Annotated in this window: 19 protein-coding genes; 6 read left to right on the plus strand and 13 right to left on the minus strand. The window is 68.4% G+C overall.

What is annotated here, in order from left to right; genetic code table 11:
* Positions 1-6: 6 nt before the first annotated feature.
* The 6 genes from QMO14_RS05480 (at position 7) to QMO14_RS05505 (ending at position 7,149) form a co-directional block, all read left to right on the plus strand.
* The gene (locus QMO14_RS05480; protein WP_301505264.1) at positions 7-2,394 is read left to right on the plus strand and encodes a xanthine dehydrogenase family protein molybdopterin-binding subunit; all 2,388 of its coding nucleotides are present in this window, start codon (positions 7-9) and stop codon (positions 2,392-2,394) included.
* 32 nt (positions 2,395-2,426) lie between these two features.
* The gene (locus QMO14_RS05485) at positions 2,427-3,218 is read left to right on the plus strand and encodes a xanthine dehydrogenase family protein subunit M (RefSeq protein WP_301505266.1); all 792 of its coding nucleotides are present in this window, start codon (positions 2,427-2,429) and stop codon (positions 3,216-3,218) included.
* A gap of 67 nt (positions 3,219-3,285) precedes the next feature.
* Positions 3,286-4,176 (plus strand): MoxR family ATPase, encoded by an 891-nt coding sequence (locus tag QMO14_RS05490; RefSeq protein WP_301505268.1) that lies wholly within the window; start codon positions 3,286-3,288, stop codon positions 4,174-4,176.
* Positions 4,177-4,183: 7 nt separating this feature from the next.
* Positions 4,184-5,404: a VWA domain-containing protein gene (locus QMO14_RS05495; protein WP_301505270.1), complete on the plus strand. Its 1,221-nt coding sequence runs from the start codon at positions 4,184-4,186 to the stop codon at positions 5,402-5,404.
* Positions 5,405-5,438: 34 nt separating this feature from the next.
* Positions 5,439-6,113 carry a CoxG family protein gene (locus tag QMO14_RS05500; protein WP_301505272.1) on the plus strand — a complete coding sequence of 225 codons (675 nt, stop codon included), beginning with the start codon at positions 5,439-5,441 and terminating at the stop codon, positions 6,111-6,113.
* A 19-nt stretch (positions 6,114-6,132) separates the two neighbouring features.
* A complete protein-coding gene (locus tag QMO14_RS05505; RefSeq protein WP_301505274.1) occupies positions 6,133-7,149 on the plus strand; it encodes an XdhC family protein in 1,017 nt (338 codons plus the stop codon).
* Positions 7,150-7,176: 27 nt separating this feature from the next.
* Here QMO14_RS05505 and mnhG read toward each other — a convergent pair whose 3' ends face one another.
* The 13 genes from mnhG to QMO14_RS05570 all read right to left on the minus strand — a co-directional run bounded on the left by mnhG (position 7,177) and on the right by QMO14_RS05570 (position 18,788).
* On the minus strand, positions 7,177-7,560 hold the full coding sequence (gene mnhG / locus QMO14_RS05510) for a monovalent cation/H(+) antiporter subunit G (RefSeq protein WP_301505276.1): 384 nt from the start codon (positions 7,558-7,560) through the stop codon (positions 7,177-7,179).
* Positions 7,561-7,621: 61 nt separating this feature from the next.
* Entirely contained in the window at positions 7,622-7,900 is a 279-nt protein-coding gene (locus QMO14_RS05515) for a K+/H+ antiporter subunit F (RefSeq protein ID WP_126022905.1), read from the minus strand.
* Positions 7,897-8,388, minus strand: coding sequence for a Na+/H+ antiporter subunit E (locus QMO14_RS05520; protein ID WP_301505279.1), 492 nt, complete (start codon positions 8,386-8,388; stop codon positions 7,897-7,899). The genes QMO14_RS05515 and QMO14_RS05520 overlap by 4 nt, the downstream gene beginning before the upstream one ends.
* On the minus strand, positions 8,385-10,058 hold the full coding sequence (locus QMO14_RS05525; protein WP_301505388.1) for a monovalent cation/H+ antiporter subunit D: 1,674 nt from the start codon (positions 10,056-10,058) through the stop codon (positions 8,385-8,387). Before QMO14_RS05525 ends, QMO14_RS05520 begins: the two co-directional genes overlap by 4 nt.
* A gap of 41 nt (positions 10,059-10,099) precedes the next feature.
* The gene (locus QMO14_RS05530; RefSeq protein WP_093236787.1) at positions 10,100-10,450 is read right to left on the minus strand and encodes a Na+/H+ antiporter subunit C; all 351 of its coding nucleotides are present in this window, start codon (positions 10,448-10,450) and stop codon (positions 10,100-10,102) included.
* Positions 10,450-13,398: a monovalent cation/H+ antiporter subunit A gene (locus QMO14_RS05535; RefSeq protein WP_301505283.1), complete on the minus strand. Its 2,949-nt coding sequence runs from the start codon at positions 13,396-13,398 to the stop codon at positions 10,450-10,452. The genes QMO14_RS05530 and QMO14_RS05535 overlap by 1 nt, the downstream gene beginning before the upstream one ends.
* An 87-nt stretch (positions 13,399-13,485) precedes the next feature.
* Positions 13,486-13,863 (minus strand): fluoride efflux transporter CrcB, encoded by a 378-nt coding sequence (gene crcB, locus QMO14_RS05540; protein WP_301505285.1) that lies wholly within the window; start codon positions 13,861-13,863, stop codon positions 13,486-13,488.
* Between the two features lie 11 nt (positions 13,864-13,874).
* Complete coding sequence (locus QMO14_RS05545; RefSeq protein WP_301505287.1) at positions 13,875-15,176, minus strand: TRAP transporter large permease; 1,302 nt, start codon at positions 15,174-15,176, stop codon at positions 13,875-13,877.
* Positions 15,169-15,678 carry a TRAP transporter small permease gene (locus tag QMO14_RS05550; RefSeq protein ID WP_301505389.1) on the minus strand — a complete coding sequence of 170 codons (510 nt, stop codon included), beginning with the start codon at positions 15,676-15,678 and terminating at the stop codon, positions 15,169-15,171. The genes QMO14_RS05545 and QMO14_RS05550 overlap by 8 nt, the downstream gene beginning before the upstream one ends.
* A 25-nt stretch (positions 15,679-15,703) precedes the next feature.
* Positions 15,704-16,672 (minus strand): TRAP transporter substrate-binding protein, encoded by a 969-nt coding sequence (locus QMO14_RS05555; RefSeq protein WP_301505289.1) that lies wholly within the window; start codon positions 16,670-16,672, stop codon positions 15,704-15,706.
* A gap of 174 nt (positions 16,673-16,846) precedes the next feature.
* Positions 16,847-17,155, minus strand: coding sequence for a helix-hairpin-helix domain-containing protein (locus QMO14_RS05560; protein WP_301505291.1), 309 nt, complete (start codon positions 17,153-17,155; stop codon positions 16,847-16,849).
* 135 nt (positions 17,156-17,290) lie between these two features.
* The gene (gene lapB / locus QMO14_RS05565) at positions 17,291-18,460 is read right to left on the minus strand and encodes a lipopolysaccharide assembly protein LapB (RefSeq protein ID WP_301505293.1); all 1,170 of its coding nucleotides are present in this window, start codon (positions 18,458-18,460) and stop codon (positions 17,291-17,293) included.
* On the minus strand, positions 18,450-18,788 hold the full coding sequence (locus QMO14_RS05570) for a lipopolysaccharide assembly LapA domain-containing protein (protein ID WP_301505295.1): 339 nt from the start codon (positions 18,786-18,788) through the stop codon (positions 18,450-18,452). Before QMO14_RS05570 ends, lapB begins: the two co-directional genes overlap by 11 nt.
* Positions 18,789-18,808 lie beyond the last annotated feature (20 nt).

Consider the following 18,808-nt stretch of genomic DNA (forward strand, 5'->3'; position numbering starts at 1 on the left):
GACATCATGGGTGCTTCCGACTTCTCGAACCTGCCCCACATCGGCGAGGCTCTGCGCCGCAAGGAGGACTACCGCTTCCTGACGGGCGCCGGGAACTACACCGACGACATCACGCTGGCCAACCAGAGCCATGCGGTCTTCGTGCGCTCGCCGCACGCCCACGCCGTCATCAAGTCGGTCGACACCGCCCAGGCGCTGAAGATGCCCGGCGTGGTCGGTGTCTTCAGCGGCAAGGACATCGAGGGCAAGATGGGCGGCCTGCCCTGCGGCTGGCTCATCAACAACCCCGACGGCACCCCGATGAAGGAGCCGATGCACCCGATCCTGGCCATCAACAAGGTGCGCTACGTGGGCGACCACGTGGCCATGGTGGTCGCCGAGACGGTGGAGCAGGCAAGGAACGCCGCCGAGGCGGTGGTGGTCGACTACGAGGTGCTCCCCGCGCTCGTGAGCGTGGCCGACGCCGCGAAGAAGGCCGGCGGCGTCACGCTGCACGACGAGGCGCCCGACAACCAGTGCTACAAGTGGGCGCTGGGCGACAAGGCGGCGGTCGATGCGGTGTTCGCCAATGCCGCGCATGTGACGAAGCTCGACCTCGTCAACAACCGGCTGGTGCCCAACCCCATCGAGCCGCGCGTGGCCATCGGCAGCTACAACCGCGCCGGCGACGACTACACGCTGTACGTGTCCAACCAGAACCCGCACGTCGAGCGCCTGCTGATGACGGCCTTCGTGCTGGGCCTGCCAGAGCACAAGGTGCGGGTGATCGCACCCGACGTGGGGGGCGGCTTCGGTTCCAAGATCTTCCTGTATGCCGAGGACGTGTGCCTGACCTGGGCAGCGAGACAGCTCAACCGCAACATCAAGTGGACGGCCGACCGTTCGGAATGCTTCCTGTCCGACGCGCATGGCCGCGACCACGTGAGCCACGCCGAGATGGCGATGGACAAGGATGGCAAGTTCCTCGCGCTGCGCGTGCATACCGACGCCAACCTCGGCGCCTACCTGTCGACCTTCTCGACGGCGGTACCGACCATCCTCTACGCCACGCTGCTGGCGGGCCAGTACACCACGCCGCAGATCTACGTCGAGGTGGATGCCTGGTTCACCAACACCGCGCCGGTCGACGCATACCGCGGGGCGGGGCGGCCCGAAGCCACCTACCTGCTTGAGCGGCTGGTGTCGCGCTGCGCGTGGGAGATGAAGCTGGGGCAGGACGAGATCCGCAAGCGCAACTTCATCACCGCCTTCCCGTACCAGACGCCGGTAGCGCTGCAGTACGACACCGGCGACTTCCATGCCTGCATGGACAAGGCCCGGGTGCTGGCCGAGGTCGACGGCTATGCGGCGCGCAAGGCGGCCAGCGAAGCCAACGGCAAGCTGCGCGGCATCGGCTACTCGAGCTACATCGAGGCCTGCGGCATCGCGCCGTCGAACATCGCGGGCGCGCTCGGTGCGCGCGCGGGCCTGTTCGAGTGCGGCGAGATCCGCGTGCATCCCACGGGCAGCGTCACGGTGTTCACCGGCTCGCACAGCCACGGCCAGGGCCACGAGACCACCTTCGCGCAGGTCGTGGCGGCACGGCTTGGCATTCCGGTCGAGAACGTCGACGTGGTGCACGGCGACACCGGCCGCGTGCCCTTCGGCATGGGCACCTACGGCTCGCGTTCCATCTCGGTGGGCGGCGCGGCCATCATGAAGGCGCTGGACAAGATCGAGACCAAGGCCAAGAAGATCGCCGCGCACCTGATGGAGGCGAGCGACGCCGACATCGAGTTCGCCAACGGCGAGTTCACGGTCAAGGGCACCGACAAGAAGATCCCCTTCGGCCAGGTGGCGCTCACGGCCTACGTGCCGCACAACTACCCGCTCGACAAGCTGGAGCCGGGCCTGAACGAAACCGCCTTCTACGACCCGACCAACTTCACTTTCCCGGGCGGCACCTACATCTGCGAGGTCGAGGTCGACAGGCAGACCGGCGAGGTCAGGGTCGACCGTTTCACCGCGGTGGACGACTTCGGCACCATCATCAACCCGATGATCGTCGAGGGCCAGGTGCACGGCGGGCTGGTGCAGGGCATCGGCCAGGCGCTGCTGGAGAACTGCGTCTACGACAACGAAACCGGCCAGCTGCTCACCGGCAGCTTCATGGACTACGCCATGCCGCGCGCCGGCGACTTCCCGCAGTTCAAGCTGGACACCGTGTGCACGCCGTGCACCCACAACCCGCTGGGCACCAAGGGCTGCGGCGAGGCGGGGGCCATCGGCTCGCCGCCGGCCGTGATCAACGCCGTGCTCGACGCGCTGGCGCCGCTGGGCGTCAAGGATTTCGACATGCCCGCTTCTCCCGCCCGCGTGTGGGAAGCGATGCAGGCTGCAGCCGCCAACCCCTGAACCAAGACGAAGAACAAAGAAGGAATCACACCATGTACGCCTTCACACTTGAACGGCCCGCCTCGGTGGCCGACGCGGCAAGGCTCGCGGCCGCCGGCGCCAAGCCGCTGGCCGGCGGACAGACCCTGCTGGCTTCCATGAAGCTGCGGCTTTCTGCGCCCGAGCAGCTCGTGGACCTGAGCGGCATCAAGGAGCTCACCGGCATCACGAAGACCGGCGACGCCATCACCATCGGCGCCATGTCGCGCCACCTCGACGTGGCGAACAACGCCGACGTGAAGGCCGCCTACCCTGCGCTGGCCGACCTGGCTTCGCGCATCGGTGACCGGCAGGTGCGCGCGATGGGCACCATCGGCGGCTCGGTGGCCAACAACGACCCGGCCGCGTGCTACCCCAGCGCGGTGCTGGCCTCGGGCGCGACCATCGTCACCTCCAGGCGCGAGATCGCGGCCGACGACTTCTTCCTCGGCCTCTTCACCACGGCGCTGGAAGACGGCGAGCTGATCACCGCGATCCGCTTCCCGGTCCCGAAGCGCGCCGTGTACGAGAAGCTGCGCCAGAAGGCGTCGAACTTTCCGCTGGTCGGCGTGTTCCTCGCGCAGTACGACAGCGGCGTGCGCGTGGCGGTCACCGGCGCGGGCAACGGCGTGTTCCGCCATGCCGGCCTGGAAGACGCGCTCAACAAGAGCTTCACCGCAGCCGCTGCCGCGGCCGTGAAGATCGACGCGAGCGATCTGAACAGCGACCTGCATGCCTCGGCCGCCTACCGCGCGAACCTGATCAGCGTGCTGACGCAGCGCGCAGTCACCAAGGCCCTGGGCTGAAGAAGCCGGGGTCGTTGTTCGCTCACCGGAAGACGCGACAGCTTCGCGTCTTCCGCTACGCTTCGCCATGATCTTCCCGAGCATCGACTCCCTCTCCGCCGGACTGATGCAGGCCGGCTACTTCGCCGACCGGCGCCTGGCCACGGCCGTGTTCCTCGCGCTCAAGCTGCAGCGCCCGCTGCTGCTCGAAGGCGAGCCCGGCGTCGGCAAGACCGAGCTGGCGAAAGCACTGTCGACCGCTCTCAACCGCGAGCTGCTGCGCCTGCAGTGCTACGACGGCCTGGAGCAGCGCGAGGCGCTCTATGAATGGAACTACGCGGCGCAGCTGTTGCATATGCGCGCCGCGGAGGCCACTGGTGCCGCCCGCGACGTGGAGGCCGAGGTCTACCAGCCGCACTACCTGATCCGCCGCCCGTTGCTGCAGGCGCTGCAGACGCCGCTGCCCGGCGCCGTGCTGCTGATCGACGAGGTGGACCGCGCTGATGAGCCCTTCGAGGCCTTCCTGCTCGAATACCTGGGCGAGTACCAGGTGAGCATTCCCGAGCTGGGCACGGTGCGCGCGGTGGTGTCCCCCGTCACCATCCTCACGAGCAACCGCACCCGCGAGCTCAACGACGCGGTGAAGCGCCGCTGCCTCTACCACTGGCTCGACTACCCCGAGCGCGAGCGCGAGCTGGCCATCGTGCGCGCGCAGGTGCCCGAGGCTGGAGAGAAGCTCTCGGCGCAGGTGGCCGCCTTCGTCGCGCGGCTGCGTGAGACGCCCTTCGCCAACGCCTTCCAGCGCGCGCCTGGCATCGCCGAGAGCGTCGAATGGGCGAGGGCGCTGATCGCGCTCGACACCGTGGAGCTCGACCCCGAAGTGGTGGTCGACACCGCCGGCATCCTGTTCAAGCAGCGCGACGACGTGGCCGCGCTGACGCAGGAGCTGGCGTCGGATCTGCTCAAGCCCGAGGCTTGATCGACCGATGGCCAGCACCGGTGTCCAGCAGCTAGGCGACGTCCGCAGAGGCAAGCTCGCGGGCAACATAGCAGCCTTCGGCCGTGCGCTGCGCCGTGCAGGCGTTCGCACCGATGCCATGCGCATCGCGCTGGCCGCCGAAGCGGCCTCGCTGGTGGGCGTGGAAGACAAGCTCGACCTGAGCGCCGCCATGGAAGCGGTGATGGTCAGCCGCGAGCAGGACCGCATGGTGTTCCGCGAACTCTTCGATGCCTGGTTCCGCGACCCGGAGCTGGCCAACAAGCTGCTCGCCCAGATGCTGCCGAGCGCCGAAGGCAAGGCCGAGCCATCGAAGCGCCGCCCGCGCGTGCGCGAAGCGCTCAGTGCGCCGCGCAACGCCGCGAAGCCGCTGGAGCCGGCCAGGCCCGACCGCGAGATCGAGTTCGATGCCGCCATGACGTCGAGCGACCGGCAGCGCCTGCAGCACGCCGACTTCAACGCGCTCGGCGCCGCCGAATACCGGCTGGTCGAGCGCCTCGCGCGCGACATCCGCCTGCCCATTCCCGAGCTGCCTTCGCGCCGCCTGCGCCCCGCCGGCGACGCGGGCCGGCAGCATGCGCGCATGCACTGGCCGGGCGTGCTGCACGAGGCGGCGCGCACCGGTGGCGAGATCCTGCGCCTGTCCCGGCTGGCCCGGCGCGAGCAGCCGTTGCCGTTATTGGTGCTGGTCGACGTGTCGGGCTCGATGGAGCGCTATGCGCGGCTGCTGCTGGCCTTTCTGCATGCCGCGACCCGGCGGGCCGGCCGGCGCGACGTGTTCGCCTTCGGCACCCGGCTGACCGACCTGACGCCGGCCTTCCGGCTGGCCGACACCGACGCGATGCTGGGCGCCGCCAGCCTCGCCATCGACGACTTTGCGGGCGGCACGCGGCTCGGCGCCTCGCTGGCCGAACTGCGCCGCGCCCATGCCCGCCGGCTGACCGGCCGCCGCACGCTGGTGCTGGTGATCAGCGACGGCCTGGACACCGGCGAGCCCTCCGTGCTGGAGCAGGAGCTGCTGTGGCTCAAGCGCCATTCGCGCCGCCTGCTGTGGCTCAACCCGCTGCTGCGCTTCGAGGGCTACGCCCCTCTGGCGCGTGGGGCCGCCGTGCTGCACCGGCAAGCGGGTGCGATGCTGGCGGTTCACAATCTCAGCGCACTCGAACAGCTCGCAGCGAGCCTGGCCGCCCTGATGCGGTCCGGCCGCTAGCGGTGCCAAGGAAGGAAGACAAAGGAAACCCACCATGGAAATGCTCGGAAACCGCCGCCTGGGCGTCACCCAACAACAGGCCTGGGAGGCGCTCAACGATCCCGAAACGCTGAAGAAGTGCATTCCCGGCTGCGACAAGTTCGAGCTCACGGGCGACAACCAGTACAGCGTCGCGCTTGCGGTCAAGATCGGCCCGGTCTCGGCCAAGTTCAACGGCAAGGTGATGCTGTCGGACATCGTGGCGCCCGACGGCTACAAGCTCACCTTCGAAGGGCAGGGCGGCGTGGCCGGCTTCGCCAAGGGATCGTCGAGCGTCACGCTCAAGCCAGTCGCTTCTGAAGCGGTGGCTGCTCCTGATGTCCCGGCCGATGGCGGCGCCATCGCGCACGAGGCGGATGCCGCGACACCGCCCGCCGCCCCCGCAGGCTGCGAACTCGACTACACCGTGCAGGCCCAGGTCGGCGGCAAGATCGCCCAGCTCGGCCAGCGCCTGATCGACGGCGCGGCCAAGTCCACGGCCGACGATTTCTTCAAGCGCTTCGAAGCCGAGATGCAGAGCCGCTACGGCCCGCCGCCCGCGCCGGCCGCGGAGCCTGCCGAGGCGCCGGCGGAGAAGGCCGGCATGATGTCCGGGCTCATGAAGAAGATCGGCCTGGGCAAGAAGGACGACAAGGACGCGCCCGCCGCACCCGGCGGCGACGCCGCCTGAAACCCCGGACCGCACCGTCATGGAAAACCTCGACGTCATGGTGCTGCGCACGCTGCGCGACTGGCGGCGTGCCGGCAAGCGCGCGCTGCTGGCGACGGTGGTGCGCACCTGGGGCTCGTCGCCCCGGCCCGTGGGCTCGATCATGGCCCTGGCCGAAGACGGCGCGGTGGTCGGCTCGGTCTCGGGCGGCTGTATCGAAGACGACCTGATCGCGCGCTACAGCCATGCCCACGGCAAGGCGGAAGACGTGCCGCTGGGCGCGCCGCCCGCACTCGTGAAATACGGCATTACCGCCGACGAGGCGCACCGCTTCGGACTGCCCTGCGGCGGCACGCTGGAACTGCTGCTCGAATACGCGCCCGACGCCGGATCGCTCGAACTGCTGGTGGCGCAGCTGGAGCAGGGCAAGCTGATGCAGCGCACGGTGACGCTGGCCACCGGCGCGGTGCGCATCGCCGAGGCGACGGCGCCCGACGAGCTCACGGTGAACGACACCGAGCTGACGAACACCTTCGGCCCCGAATACCGCATGCTGCTGATCGGCGCCGGCCAGCTCGCCGAATACCTCGCCACCATGGCCAAGTTCAGCGGTTTCGCCGTGACCTTGTGCGACCCGCGCGCCGAGTACCGCACCGCATGGTCGCTGCCCGGCGTGCACATCACGACCGAGATGCCCGACGACGCGGTGACCGCCTTCAGGGCCGACCGCCGCAGCTGCGTGGTCGCGCTCACGCACGACCCCAAGCTCGACGACCTTGCGCTGCTGGAGGCGCTGCGAAGCGACGCCTTCTACGTCGGCGCCATCGGTTCGCGCCGAAATGCCGACGCGCGGCGCGAGCGCATGATCGAGCACTTCGACCAGACCGAGGAGTCGCTCGCGCGGCTGCGCGGGCCCATCGGCATCTACATCGGCAGCAAGACGCCGCCGGAGATCGCGGTGAGCGTGATGGCGGAGATCCTCGCGGTGAAGAACGCGGTGACGCTGCCGCGCGAGATGGAAGTGGCGCAGGCCAAGGAGCGGCTGCTGGCCGCCTGAGCCGGCGGCGCGGCCTTCCTTCGTCGATCAGCCCTCGTAGGGCGGGATCGGTCCCTGGTCCGAAGGCGCCGGCGGCGGCACGTCGCCGTTCTTCTGCCGCTCGCGGAACAGCGCGGCGCGCATCAGGAAGATGGTGGTGACCGGCGTGGTGAGCGCCACGAACAGCACGATCAGCACCGCGTGCATGAAGAGGCTGTGGCCCTGCGCCGAGAAATACACGATGGTGGCGACCGTCATCGACCACACGCCGCCGGTGGCGCCCAGCGTGGGCGCGTGGATGCGGCGGAAGAAGGTGGGCAGGCGCACGAGGCCGAAGGAGCCGATGGCCGCGAAGGCGGCGCCCAGCACCGCGAAGACGGCGGTGACGATCTCGGCCCACAGCGGCAGCGGACCCGCGATGAAATCGTTCATCGGAATACCTCCGTGCTTCGCACTGCGGTGCGAGCTTGCCTGGGGCGGCCCGGCGCGGCGCTCATTCGATCACCTCCCCGCGCAGCAGGAACTTGGCCATCGCCGTCGAGCTCACGAAGCCGAACAGCGCGATCAGCATCGCGGCACCGAAGTACACGTCGCTCGCATAGACGATGCCCAGCACCAGCATCATCAGCATGCCGTTGATGTAGAGGCAGTCCAGCGCCATCACGCGGTCCTGGGCGGATGGGCCGATCAGCAGGCGCGCGACGGCGCACAGCATCGCCACCGCCAGCAGGAACAGCGCGAACTTGAGCGACCAGAAAAGGATGGGCGTCATGATTCGAAGATCTCCATCAGCGGACGTTCGTAGCGGCTCTTGATCTGCGCGATGAAGGCCGCCTCGTCCTCGAGGTCGAACACGTGGATCAGCAGGGTGCTGCGGTCGAAGGCCACCTCGCCCCAGGCGGTGCCGGGCGTGAGGCACATGATCATCGCGAGCACCGCGAGGCCGTTGGGGTCGCGCATGTCCAGCGGTATGCGCAGGAAGCTTGCCTGGATCTTCTCGCTGCGGCGCGTGAGCAGCGCGCGCGACACCGCGAACACCGACACCGACATGTCGTAGAGCACGACGCCGCACAGCCGCAGCGCCACGCCGGGCCGGCGCATGCGTACCGTGGCGGGGCGCAGGCCCTTGGTCAGCAGCGGCACCGCGATGGCGAGCAGCACGCCCGACAGCAGCGTGCTCGCCTCCAGCGACTGGTTGAGCAGCAGCCAGATGACGAACAGCGCGAGCGACAGCGGCGGAGACGGGATCAGGCGCCTCATTGCGAGCCTGCCTTTTCTTCGGCCTTGGCGGCGGCCACCGGGTTCGGCACCTGCCGCGCCTCCATCACCGCCGCGCGATAGGCCGTGGGCGTACGCAGGCCCTCGGCGGTGGCCATCGCGTGGCGCATCACCGGCTCGGCCCAGACCGTCAGCGCGATGCAGGTCGCGATGAGCCCGGCCACCGGCAGGACCTCCAGCGCCGGCAGCGAGGGCAGGTTGCCGTGCGGCTGGGTCCAGAAATGGCGGATGCCGGTGCGGCTCAGCGCGATCAGCGCGATGAAGCCCGAGGCGATCAGCAGCACCAGGAAGGTCCAGCCGGCAGTGCCGATGGCACCGCTGCCGTTCATCAGCCCCGAGAGCATCGCGAACTTGCCGACGAAGCCCGACAGCGGTGGCAGGCCGGTCAGCAGCAGTGTGCAGATCATGAAGCTCAAGCCGAGGAAGGCGACGCCCGCCGGAATGGCCCGGCCGTAGAGCGCCTGCGCGTCGTCGTCGAGGTTCACGTCGCTCAGCGCGCTCAGGTCTTCGGCCAGGAAGGGCGCCGTGCCCGCGGCCTCGTGCGGCGCCACGCTCATGCCGGCATTGCGCCAGCGCTCGATCATGTCGGTCAGCAGGAAGAAGGCGCTCACCGCCAGCGTGGAGCTCAGCAGGTAGAAGAGCGCGCCGGCCCACACGGCCGGCTGCCCCAGGCCGACGGCGGCGAGCAGCGTGCCGGCCGACATCAGCACGCTGAAGCCCGCGAGGTTGGAAAGCCGCTGCGTGCCGAGGATGCCCAAGGCCGCCACGAAGAGCGTGGCAATGCCCGCGCCCACCAGCACCGGCTGGCCGAAGGCGGCCGATGCGCCGGTGTCGGGTGCGAACAGCACCGTCCACAGCCGCAGCACGGTGTAGACGCCCAGCTTGGTGAGCAATGCGAACACCGCGCCCACCGGCGAGACGGCCGCGCTGTAGGCCGGCACCAGCCAGAAGTTGAGCGGCCAGGCGCCTGCCTTGGCGAAGAAGGCGGTGAAGAGGATGGCGGTGGCCGCATGCACCAGCCCGCGGTCGCCCGGCGAGAGCTCTGCGATGCGCAGCCCCAGGTCGGCCATGTTGAGCGTGCCGGTCACGCCGTAGAGGATGGCCGCGCCGATAAGGAACAGCGAAGAGGCCGCGAGGTTGATCGCGATGTAGTGCAGACCCGCCTGCACGCGCAGCCGGCCCGAACCGTGCAGCAGCAGGCCGTAGGAGGCCGCGAGCATCACTTCGAAGAACACGAACAGGTTGAACAGGTCGCCCGTGAGGAAGGCGCCGTTCAGGCCCATGAGCTGCAGCTGCAGCAGCGGGTGGAAGTGCACGCCCGCGCGGTCCCAGCGCGAGGTGGAGTAGATCGACGCGGCGAAGGCGATCACGCCGGTGAGCGCCACCATCATGGTCGAGAGCCGGTCGGCCACCAGCACGATGCCGAATGGCGCGCGCCAGTTGCCCGGCAGGTACACGCCGATGGAGCCGGGGCCGCCGCCGGTGTCGGGCGCGTTCACCCAGCGCAGCAGCGCCAGCGCGGCCAGCAGGCCGACCAGGCCCGAGACCACGCTCAGGGCCGACTTGGCGCGCCGGCGGTTCTCGCCCAGCAGCAGCATGAGCGCGGCAGTGAGCATGGGCACGAGGACCGGTACCGCCACCAGGTGCGGCATGCTGAACTCGAGCAGCTGGTCGAGCAGATGAAAGACGTCCTTCACTCTGCCTCCTGCCGTTCTTCACCGTCCACATGGTCGGTGCCGGTGAGGCCGCGCGAGGCGAGCATCACGACGAGGAAGAGCGCCGTCATCGCGAAGCCGATCACGATCGCGGTGAGCACCAGCGCCTGCGGCATCGGGTCGGCCGTGTTGGCCAGTGTGGCGGTCAGGCCCTTGATGAGCACCGGCTCGCTGTCGACCTTGAGCCGGCCCATGCTGAAGATGAAGAGATTGACTGCGTACGAGATCAGCGTCAGACCCATGATGACCTGGAAGGTGCGGGGGCGCAGCAGCATGTAGACACCCGAGCCGGTGAGCACGCCGATGGCAAGTGCGAGCACGATTTCCATCAGCCAGCTCCTCCCTCGGAGGTGGCGGCGGCGGTCGCCTCCGCCTCTTTTTCTTTTTGCTCGTCGGCCCAGCGGTGGCTTCGTATCGACTGGTGGGCCAGCGCGGTCAGGATCAGCATGGTGGCGCCGAGCACCAGCGCGAACACGCCGGTGTCGAAGAAGAGGGCGCTGGGCACGTGCACCTCGCCCAGGAGCGGCAGGTGCAGGTGCGCGGTGTGCGTGGTGAGGAAGGGATAGCCGAGGAACACCGCGCCGACGCCGGTGGCAAGCGCCAGCAGCAGGCCGATGGCGATCCAGCGGCGCGGGTAGATGCGCAGGTGCTCCTCCACCCATTCGGTGCCAGAGACGATGAACTGCAGCACCAGCGCGACCGACATCACCAACCCCGCGACGAAGCCGCCGCCCGGCGCGTTGTGGCCGCGCATGAAGAAATAGACCGACACCAGCACCGAGACCGGCAGCAGCAGGCGCACCAGCACGGCCGGCACCATCAGGTAGCCGACGGCGGTGTCCTTGGCGCGGCGCGGGTTCAGCAGGTCGCTGCTGCCGTCGTCGGCCTGCAGCCGCTGCTGGATCGGCAGCGCCATCGACTCGATGGCCGGGCGGAAGCGCCGCAGCAGTGCGTACACCGTGAGCGCCACGATGCCCAGCACCGTGATCTCGCCGAAGGTGTCGAAGCCGCGGAAGTCGACCAGCATCACGTTGACCACATTGGTGCCGCCGCCCTCGGTGAGCGCGCGTTCGAGGAAGAAGGGCGAGATGCTCTGCGGGAAGGTACGCGTCATCATGGCCCAGGCCAGCGCGGCCATGCCGCTGCCGGCGATGGCTGCGATCAGCAGGTCGCGCCCGCGCCGGCCCCACGGCTTGAGCCGTGCGCGCGCGGGCTGCACCACGTCCTTGCTGCGCATCGGCAGCCAGCGCAGCCCCAGCAGGATCAGAACCGTGGTGACGGCCTCGACCACCAGCTGCGTCAGCGCGAGGTCGGGCGCCGAGAACCAGATGTAGGTGACGCACGAGACCAGCCCCGCGGCCGCGGCCAGCATCAGCGCCGCCAGCCGGTGGAACTTGGCCTGCCAAGCGGCGGCCACCGCGCAGGTGCCGCCGATGAGCCATGTCATGGCGAACATCGGCGAGAAGGGCAGCCGCTCGCGTGTGCCGGGCGCGGCGGGTGTGAGCCAGAGCGAGGCGGTCGCGCCGGCGACGGCCACCACCACCAGCAGCAGCAACTGCCACTGCATGCGCTTCGTGCCGAAGAGGCGGCGGCTGCGCCGGCCGGCCTCGCTCAGCAGCGCCATGATGTGTTCGAAGATGAGCTGGCCATCGAAGCGGTGCAGCAGCGGCGTGTGTTCGAGCCCGCCGCTCGCGCGCTGTCGGCGGTGCAGCAGGTACAGCGCGGCGCCGCCCGCCAGCGCCACGAAGCTCATCAGCAGCGGCAGGTTGAAGCCGTGCCACACGGCCAGGCTGTACTCAGGCAGCGTGCCGCCAACCACCGGCGTGGCCGCGGCCGCGAGCATCGGGCCGACCGACCAGGCCGGCGCCACGCCCACCACCAGGCACAGCAGCACCAGCAGCTCGACCGGCACCCGCATCCAGTGCGGCGGCTCGTGCGGATGCTTGGGCACCTCGTCGCCGCAGGGCGGGCCGAAGAACACGTCGAACACGAAGCGCGCGGAGTACGCCACGCTGAAGATGCCCGCCACGGTGGCGATCAGCGGCAGGCTGACGTCTACCCACGGCGTGGCCTGGATGAACACCGTCTCCGCGAAGAACATCTCCTTCGAGAGAAAGCCGTTGAGCAGCGGCACGCCGGCCATCGAGGCGCTGGCGATGATGGCCAGCGTGCCGGTGATGGGCATGAGCCGCATCAGGCCGCTGAGCTTGCGGATGTCCCGCGTGCCGGTCTCGTGGTCGATGATGCCCGCCGCCATGAAGAGCGACGCCTTGAAGGTGGCGTGGTTCATCACGTGGAAGACCGCCGCCACGGCCGCGAGTGGGCTGTTCAGCCCCAGCAGCAGCGTGATGAGCCCGAGGTGCGAGATGGTGGAGTAGGCCAGCAGCGCCTTCAGGTCGCGCTGGAACATCGCGATGAAGCCGCCGAGCAGCAGCGTGATGGCGCCGGCGCCGCCGACCATCCAGAACCACTGCTCGGTGCCCGAGAGCACCGGCCACAGCCGCGCCATCAGGAACACGCCCAGCTTCACCATGGTGGCCGAGTGCAGGTAGGCCGACACCGGCGTGGGCGCGGCCATGGCGCGCGGCAGCCAGAAGTGGAAGGGGAACTGCGCGCTCTTGGTGAAGGCGCCGAGCAATACCAGCGTGAGCGCGACGGGGTAAAGCGCGTGCGCGCGGACGAGGTCGCCAGAGGCCAGCACCACGTCGAGTTCGTAGCTGCCGGTGATGCGGCCCAGCACCAGCACGCCGGCCAGCAGGCACAGCCCGCCCGCGCCGGTGACGGTGAGCGCCATGCGCGCGCCGCGCCGCGCGTCGCGGCGGTGGTGCCAGTAGCCGATCAGCAGGAAGGAGAACAGGCTGGTGAGCTCCCAGAACAGCACCATCTGGATCAGGTTGCCCGAGAGCACCACGCCCATCATCGCGCCCATGAACGCGAGGAAGAACGCGAAGAAGCGCGGCACCGGGTCGGAGGCCGACATGTAGTAGCGCGCATAGAGCACCACCAGTGCGCCGATGCCCAGCACCAGCATGCAGAACAGCCATGCGAAGCCGTCCATGCGGAACACGAGGTTCAGGCCGAGGGCGGGCAGCCATTCGATCTGCTGCCGCAGCACGCCGCCGTTGGCGATCTGCGGGAAGAACCATGCGGCCTGGATGGCGCAGCCCAGCGCGACCAGCCCCGCCAGCGTCGACTCCCTGTTGCGTGCGTTGGACGGCATCAACGCGGCCAGCACGCTGGCGATGAAGGGGAGGGCGACGAGAAAGACCAGGGGCATTGGGGTCGATTCTATCGGCGGGCCTTATGGAAAGCCTTATCTATAACCGCAAGACATAAGGCGGATTTAGCGCAGCTTTCACCGGACTCAGGATGAAAACGCCTGCACCGTGCGGACGCCCAGCCAGGTGAGGAAAAGCGATCCGCCCAGATGGGCCGCGGCCGTCACCATGGCCACGCCCAGCCTGCCCTCGAGCAGCATCGTCGTGACTTCGGCCGAGAAGCTCGAGAAGGTGGTGAGGCCGCCGAGAAAGCCGGTCACCAGCGCGAGCCGCCAGACAGGATCGAGGTTGGGCAGCAGCTGGAAGGTGGCGATGGCAAGGCCGATGAGATAGCCGCCGATCAGGTTGGCCGCCAGCGTGCCCCAGGGCATGAGGCCGCCGGCGCCGAACCAGAGGGCGAGGCCCCAGCGGGACAGGGCGCCGATCGAGGCGCCGATGCAGATCGCGAAGATTGGAAGGAGCATGCCCCCGATTGTCAGGGCGCCATCTGCTGCGGCAGCCACGTCACCAGCTGCGGCACGAAGTAGATGATGAGCACCGCCGTCACCATGAGGAAGAACATCGGCAGCGTGACGCGCGCGATGTAGAGCAGGTCCTTGCCCGTCATGCCCTGCAGCACGAACAGGTTGAAGCCCACCGGCGGCGTGATCTGCGCCATCTCGACCACCACCACGACGAAGATGCCGAACCAGACCGGGTCGATGCCCGCCGCATTCACCGTCGGCATGATCACACCCATGGTCAGCACCACCATCGAGATGCCGTCGAGGAAGCAGCCGAGCACGATGTAGAACACCGCCAGCATCAGGATCAGCTGGAACTTCGACAGGCCCAGCGAGCCGATCCATTCCGCCAGGTGGCGCGGCAGGCCGATGTAGCCCATGGCCAGCGTGAGGAAGGCCGCGCCAGCGAGGATCAGCGCCATCATGCAGTACAGGCGCGTTGCGCCCAGCAGCGCTTCCTTGAAGCTGTTCCAGGTCAGCGAGCCCTGCGCGCCCGAGATGACCATCGCCCCCACCACGCCCACGGCGGCGGCCTCGGTGGCCGTGGCGATGCCCGCGTAGATGGAGCCGAGCACCGACAGGATCAGCAGCGCCACCGGGATCAGCGACATCGACGCCCTGAGCTTCTCGGCGAAGGGCAGCTTCGCGTCGGCCGGCGGCACCCGATCGGGATTGCGCAGCGCCCAGAACACGATGTAGCCCGAGAACAGCAGCGCCAGCAGGATGCCGGGAATGACGCCCGCGATGAACAGCCGCGCGATCGATACGTCCGCGCTCACGCCGTAGACGATCATGATGATCGAGGGCGGGATCAGCAGCCCCAGCGTGCCCGCGCCCGCCAGCGTGCCGATGACGATGTCGTCGGGATATCCGCGCCGCTTGAGCTCGGGCAGGCTCATCTTGCCGATGGTGGCGCAGGTGGCCGCGCTCGACCCCGACACCGCCGCGAACACCGCGCAGCCCACCACGTTGGTGTGCAGCAGCCGGCCCGGCAGGCTCTGCATCCAGGGCGCGAGGCCCTTGAACATGTCCTGAGAGAGCCGCGTGCGGAACAGGATCTCGCCCATCCACACGAAAAGCGGCAGCGCGGTGAGCGTCCAGCTCGAGGCCGATCCCCAGATGGTCACGGCCATGGCGTCGCCGGCGGGGCGAGACGAGAAGATCTGCATGGCGATCCAAGCCACGCCCGAGAGCGTGAGGCCGATCCAGACGCCGCTGCCGAGGATGAGGAACAGCACGGCGATCAGCACGCCCGCGATGGCGATGTCACTCATGGCGAAGCGCCTCCGTCTCGGCAGCCTTGGCGGGGCGGCCGCGCCACTCGATCACGAACTCGTCCAGCGAGGCGACCGCGAAGACGATGGCGCCGAGCGCCATCGACAACTGCGGAATCCACAGTGGGGTGGCGTCGTTGCTGGTGGAGATGTCGTGGTAGCCGTAGGACTGCCAGGCCAGCCGCATGCTGTACCAGGCGAACAGCAGCGCGAGCAGCGCCGCCGCGCCCATCGCCCAGCGCTCGAGCCAGCGCTGGGCGGCGGGCGGCAGGTTCTGCAGCACCAGTGTCACGCGGATGTGCTCGCCGCGCTTGAGCGTGTGCGCGAGCGCCATGAAGCCCGCGCCGGCCATCAGGTAGCCGGCGTAGGCGTCGATGCCGGGAATGTTGAAATGAAGCTGCCGGCCGAGGATGGACAGCAGCACCATCACCAGCAGGCCGATCATGAAAAGCGCCGCCAGCGCGGCGGCGCTCATGTAGAGAAGATCGAGCGTCTTGCGCATCGGGTGCGTTCGGTTCAAGTCCGCATCACATCTTCTTGTAGGCGTCCAGCACGGCCTGGCCTTCGGCGCCGGCCTTTTCGGTCCACTCCTTGATCATGGTGTCGCCGACCTTCTTCATGTCGGCCTTGAGCTGCGCGGAGGGAACGTGCACCGTCATGCCGTTCTTCTTGAGCAGCTCGAGGTATTCCAGGTTCTTCTTCTTCGACAGTTCCCAGCCGCGCTTCTCGGCGTCGGCCGCGGCCTTGAGCACCGCGTCCTGCGTGGGCTTGTCGAGGGCGTCGAAGGCCTTCTTGTTCATGAGCACCGCGTTCTTCGGCAGCCAGGCCTGGGTGTCGTAGAAGTTCTTGATGTACTCGTAGGTCTTGGTGTCGTAGCCGGTGGAGCCCGAGGACATGTACGACTCGATCACGCCGGTGGCCATGGCCTGCGACAGCTCCGCCTGCTGCACGGTGACCGGCTGGGCGCCGACGAGCTCGCCGATGCGCGCGGTGGCGGGGCTGTATGCGCGCCACTTCACACCCTTGAGGTCGGCGGCCGATGCGATCTCCTTCTTCACGAAGATGCCCTGCGGCGGCCATGCCACGGTGTAGAGCAGCACGATGCCCTGTTCGCCCAGCTTCTTTTCCAGCGCCGGCTTCTGCGCCTGGTAGAGCTTCCACGCGGCGTCGTAGCTGTCGGCCAGGAATGGAATGCCGTCCGCGCCGAATATCTGCCATTCGTTCTGGTAGTTCACGAGAAGGATCTCGCCGAGCTGCGCCTGGCCGCCCTGCACCGCGCGCTTGATCTCTGGGGCCTTGAACAGCGAGGCGTTGGCATGCACCGTGATCTTGAGCTTGCCTGCGCTGCCCTTTTCCACATCACTCGCGAACTGGGTGATGTTCTCCGTGTGAAAGTTGCTCGCGGGGTAGGCGGTGGGCAGGTCCCACTTGGTTTGCGCGAAGGCTGCGGCGCCGAGGGTCAGGCCAGCGAGGGCAATGCCGAACTTGTGATTCATGAGCTCTCCAGAACGTTTGGAATTGAGGACGCAAATGAGCTTACGTGCAAATTCCGGGCCACTTGCTGAGGCCTTTCCCTGCCATTCGCATACGTTCCGCCTTCCATCCGCCTGCCATGGCGCGAATGAAAAAGCCGCCCGAAGGCGGCCTTGCATATTTCTATCCGAGTGGAATCAGGGCTTGGCCTTCGCTCCCTTCGATGCGGCAGGTGCCGCGTCGCCGAAGCTCTTGCCGTTGACCGTCAGGCCTTCAGCCGAGAGCTTGGCCGCCTTCTTCTCCTTGACGCCCTTCACGCGCTGCATGAAATCGGGCCAGTCCTTGAACTCGCCCTGCTTGCGCGCGTCGAGGATGCGCTTGGACATCGACGGGCCGACGCCCTTGATGCCGTCGAGATCGGCTTCCGTACCCTTGTTGACGTCGACGGCCGCGGACGCGGCGATCGCGAACAGCATGGCGGTGGTGGCCAGGATCTTCTTGAACATATTTTTTACTCCCTCTATTCGTTGATGAATGACAGCCGACGGAATCGTCGGCCCGCGCTCAACGAAGTACCGGAAGAGGGCGTTGACCCACGAGGGCCCGGCAGGCCTTCATGTGACCATTGTTCAGGAACGTGATCAGAGTTCTTCGACGCGGCGCGGCGGATAGCTGTCCCATGCCTGGCAGCCGGGGCAGTGCCAGAAGTACTGGTGCGCCTCGAAGCCGCAAGCCGCGCAGCGGTAGCGCATGAGCGGCCGCGTGGCCTGGTCGAGCGCTCGTTGCACCTGCGGATGGAACTGCTCGTGCTCGAAGTGTTCGCCCGCGAGCCAGCGGGAGGCCGCGACCAGCGAGGGCTGCTGGGCGAGGTGCGCGATGTAGCCGTCGCGCGGCGTCGGGTTCGGCTCCTCGGCCGTGGCGCTCGGCTTGCCCCCCAGTGCCATCAGCGCTTCGAGCACGTCGATGGAGGGCGATTCGACATAGCGGCGCTGCAGCAGTTCGAGCGCGTCGGCTTCGCGGTGCGCGGCCACCGCGGCCTGCTGCAAGGTGGCGGCATAGAGCGGCAGCGCCAGCGGTGCGGTGTCGCTCAGGGCCACGAGTGTGTCGAAGGCTGCGTTCGCCTCACCCTTGCGCAGTTGCAGGTTGGCGGTGTCGATGGCCGGGCGCGGGGCCTGCGGCGCGAGTTCGACGGCCTGTTCCAGCAGCTTGGCAGCGCCGGGCAAGTCGCCCGCCGCCACGCGCTCGGTGGCCTGCTCGCAGAGGTGATGCGCGCGGCGCGTGCTGTAGCTGGCCTGGTCGGACTCGTCGAGCTTCTGCGCCACGTCGGCCGCCTGGGCCCATTCGCGCGAACGTTCGTAGATGGCCAGCAGCGCGAGCCGCGCCTCGTTCTCGTAGCGCGTGCCCTCGAGCTTCTGCAGAGCGGCCTCGGCCCGGTCGAGCAGGCCGGCGCGGAGGAAGTCCTGCGCGAGCGCGTGCTGTGCGCGTTCGCGGTCGCTGCGGCTGAGGTCGCCGCGGCCCAGCAGGTGCTCGTGCACGCGCACCGCGCGCTGGTACTCGCCGCGGCGGCGGAACAGATTGCCGAGCGCGAAGTGCAGTTCCTGTGTGTCGGGGTCGTTCTGGACGGCCTCGATGAAGGCGTCGATGGCCTGGTCCTGCTGCTCGTTGAGAAGGAAGTTGAGCCCGCGGAAATAGGCCTTGGGGGCTTGCCTGTTCTCGAGCTTGAGCTGGCGGATGTCGAAGCGCGATGCGAGCCAGCCCAGCACGAAGGCGATGGGCAGGCTGATCAGCAGCCAGCTGGGATCAAAGTCCATGTTGACGTACGGCGGGGAGATCGGTGGCGGAAATGGATGGCACCGGCGCGGTGGCAGCTGCGGCCGCGGGTGCCGCGGTAGGCGGTGTTTCGGAAGGAGCGGTGGGCAGTTGAGCCGCGGCGGCGCGGTGCTTCCACCAGCCCGGCAGCATGCCCAGCGCGCCCACCACGAGTCCGCCCGCAAAGGCCGCGAGCACGACCAGCACCAGCGGCGCTCGCCAGTAGGTGCCGAAGAAGAAGTAAACGGTCGCGTCGTGCTGGTTGTTCAGCGCGAAGGCGAAGAGCGTAAAAAAAATGGCTGCCTTGAGCAGCCACAGGAGGTATTTCATAGCCGTTCCCGTTGCCGGGA

Origin of the sequence: Variovorax sp. CAN15, assembly GCF_030462475.1 — a bacterium.
GTDB lineage: Bacteria > Pseudomonadota > Gammaproteobacteria > Burkholderiales > Burkholderiaceae_C > Variovorax.

What these genes read in the sequence shown, in the direction of transcription:
- QMO14_RS05480 (WP_301505264.1), top strand. Translation starts at nt 7, where the DNA reads ATGGGTGCTTCCGACTTCTCGAACCTGCCCCACATCGGCGAGGCTCTG.
- QMO14_RS05485 (WP_301505266.1), top strand. Translation starts at nt 2,427, where the DNA reads ATGTACGCCTTCACACTTGAACGGCCCGCCTCGGTGGCCGACGCGGCA.
- QMO14_RS05490 (WP_301505268.1), top strand. Translation starts at nt 3,286, where the DNA reads ATGATCTTCCCGAGCATCGACTCCCTCTCCGCCGGACTGATGCAGGCC.
- QMO14_RS05495 (WP_301505270.1), top strand. Translation starts at nt 4,184, where the DNA reads ATGGCCAGCACCGGTGTCCAGCAGCTAGGCGACGTCCGCAGAGGCAAG.
- QMO14_RS05500 (WP_301505272.1), top strand. Translation starts at nt 5,439, where the DNA reads ATGGAAATGCTCGGAAACCGCCGCCTGGGCGTCACCCAACAACAGGCC.
- QMO14_RS05505 (WP_301505274.1), top strand. Translation starts at nt 6,133, where the DNA reads ATGGAAAACCTCGACGTCATGGTGCTGCGCACGCTGCGCGACTGGCGG.
- mnhG (WP_301505276.1), bottom strand. Translation starts at nt 7,560, where the DNA reads ATGAACGATTTCATCGCGGGTCCGCTGCCGCTGTGGGCCGAGATCGTC.
- QMO14_RS05515 (WP_126022905.1), bottom strand. Translation starts at nt 7,900, where the DNA reads ATGACGCCCATCCTTTTCTGGTCGCTCAAGTTCGCGCTGTTCCTGCTG.
- QMO14_RS05520 (WP_301505279.1), bottom strand. Translation starts at nt 8,388, where the DNA reads ATGAGGCGCCTGATCCCGTCTCCGCCGCTGTCGCTCGCGCTGTTCGTC.
- QMO14_RS05525 (WP_301505388.1), bottom strand. Translation starts at nt 10,058, where the DNA reads ATGCCGCACCTGGTGGCGGTACCGGTCCTCGTGCCCATGCTCACTGCC.
- QMO14_RS05530 (WP_093236787.1), bottom strand. Translation starts at nt 10,450, where the DNA reads ATGGAAATCGTGCTCGCACTTGCCATCGGCGTGCTCACCGGCTCGGGT.
- QMO14_RS05535 (WP_301505283.1), bottom strand. Translation starts at nt 13,398, where the DNA reads ATGCCCCTGGTCTTTCTCGTCGCCCTCCCCTTCATCGCCAGCGTGCTG.
- crcB (WP_301505285.1), bottom strand. Translation starts at nt 13,863, where the DNA reads ATGCTCCTTCCAATCTTCGCGATCTGCATCGGCGCCTCGATCGGCGCC.
- QMO14_RS05545 (WP_301505287.1), bottom strand. Translation starts at nt 15,176, where the DNA reads ATGAGTGACATCGCCATCGCGGGCGTGCTGATCGCCGTGCTGTTCCTC.
- QMO14_RS05550 (WP_301505389.1), bottom strand. Translation starts at nt 15,678, where the DNA reads ATGCGCAAGACGCTCGATCTTCTCTACATGAGCGCCGCCGCGCTGGCG.
- QMO14_RS05555 (WP_301505289.1), bottom strand. Translation starts at nt 16,672, where the DNA reads ATGAATCACAAGTTCGGCATTGCCCTCGCTGGCCTGACCCTCGGCGCC.
- QMO14_RS05560 (WP_301505291.1), bottom strand. Translation starts at nt 17,155, where the DNA reads ATGTTCAAGAAGATCCTGGCCACCACCGCCATGCTGTTCGCGATCGCC.
- lapB (WP_301505293.1), bottom strand. Translation starts at nt 18,460, where the DNA reads ATGGACTTTGATCCCAGCTGGCTGCTGATCAGCCTGCCCATCGCCTTC.
- QMO14_RS05570 (WP_301505295.1), bottom strand. Translation starts at nt 18,788, where the DNA reads ATGAAATACCTCCTGTGGCTGCTCAAGGCAGCCATTTTTTTTACGCTC.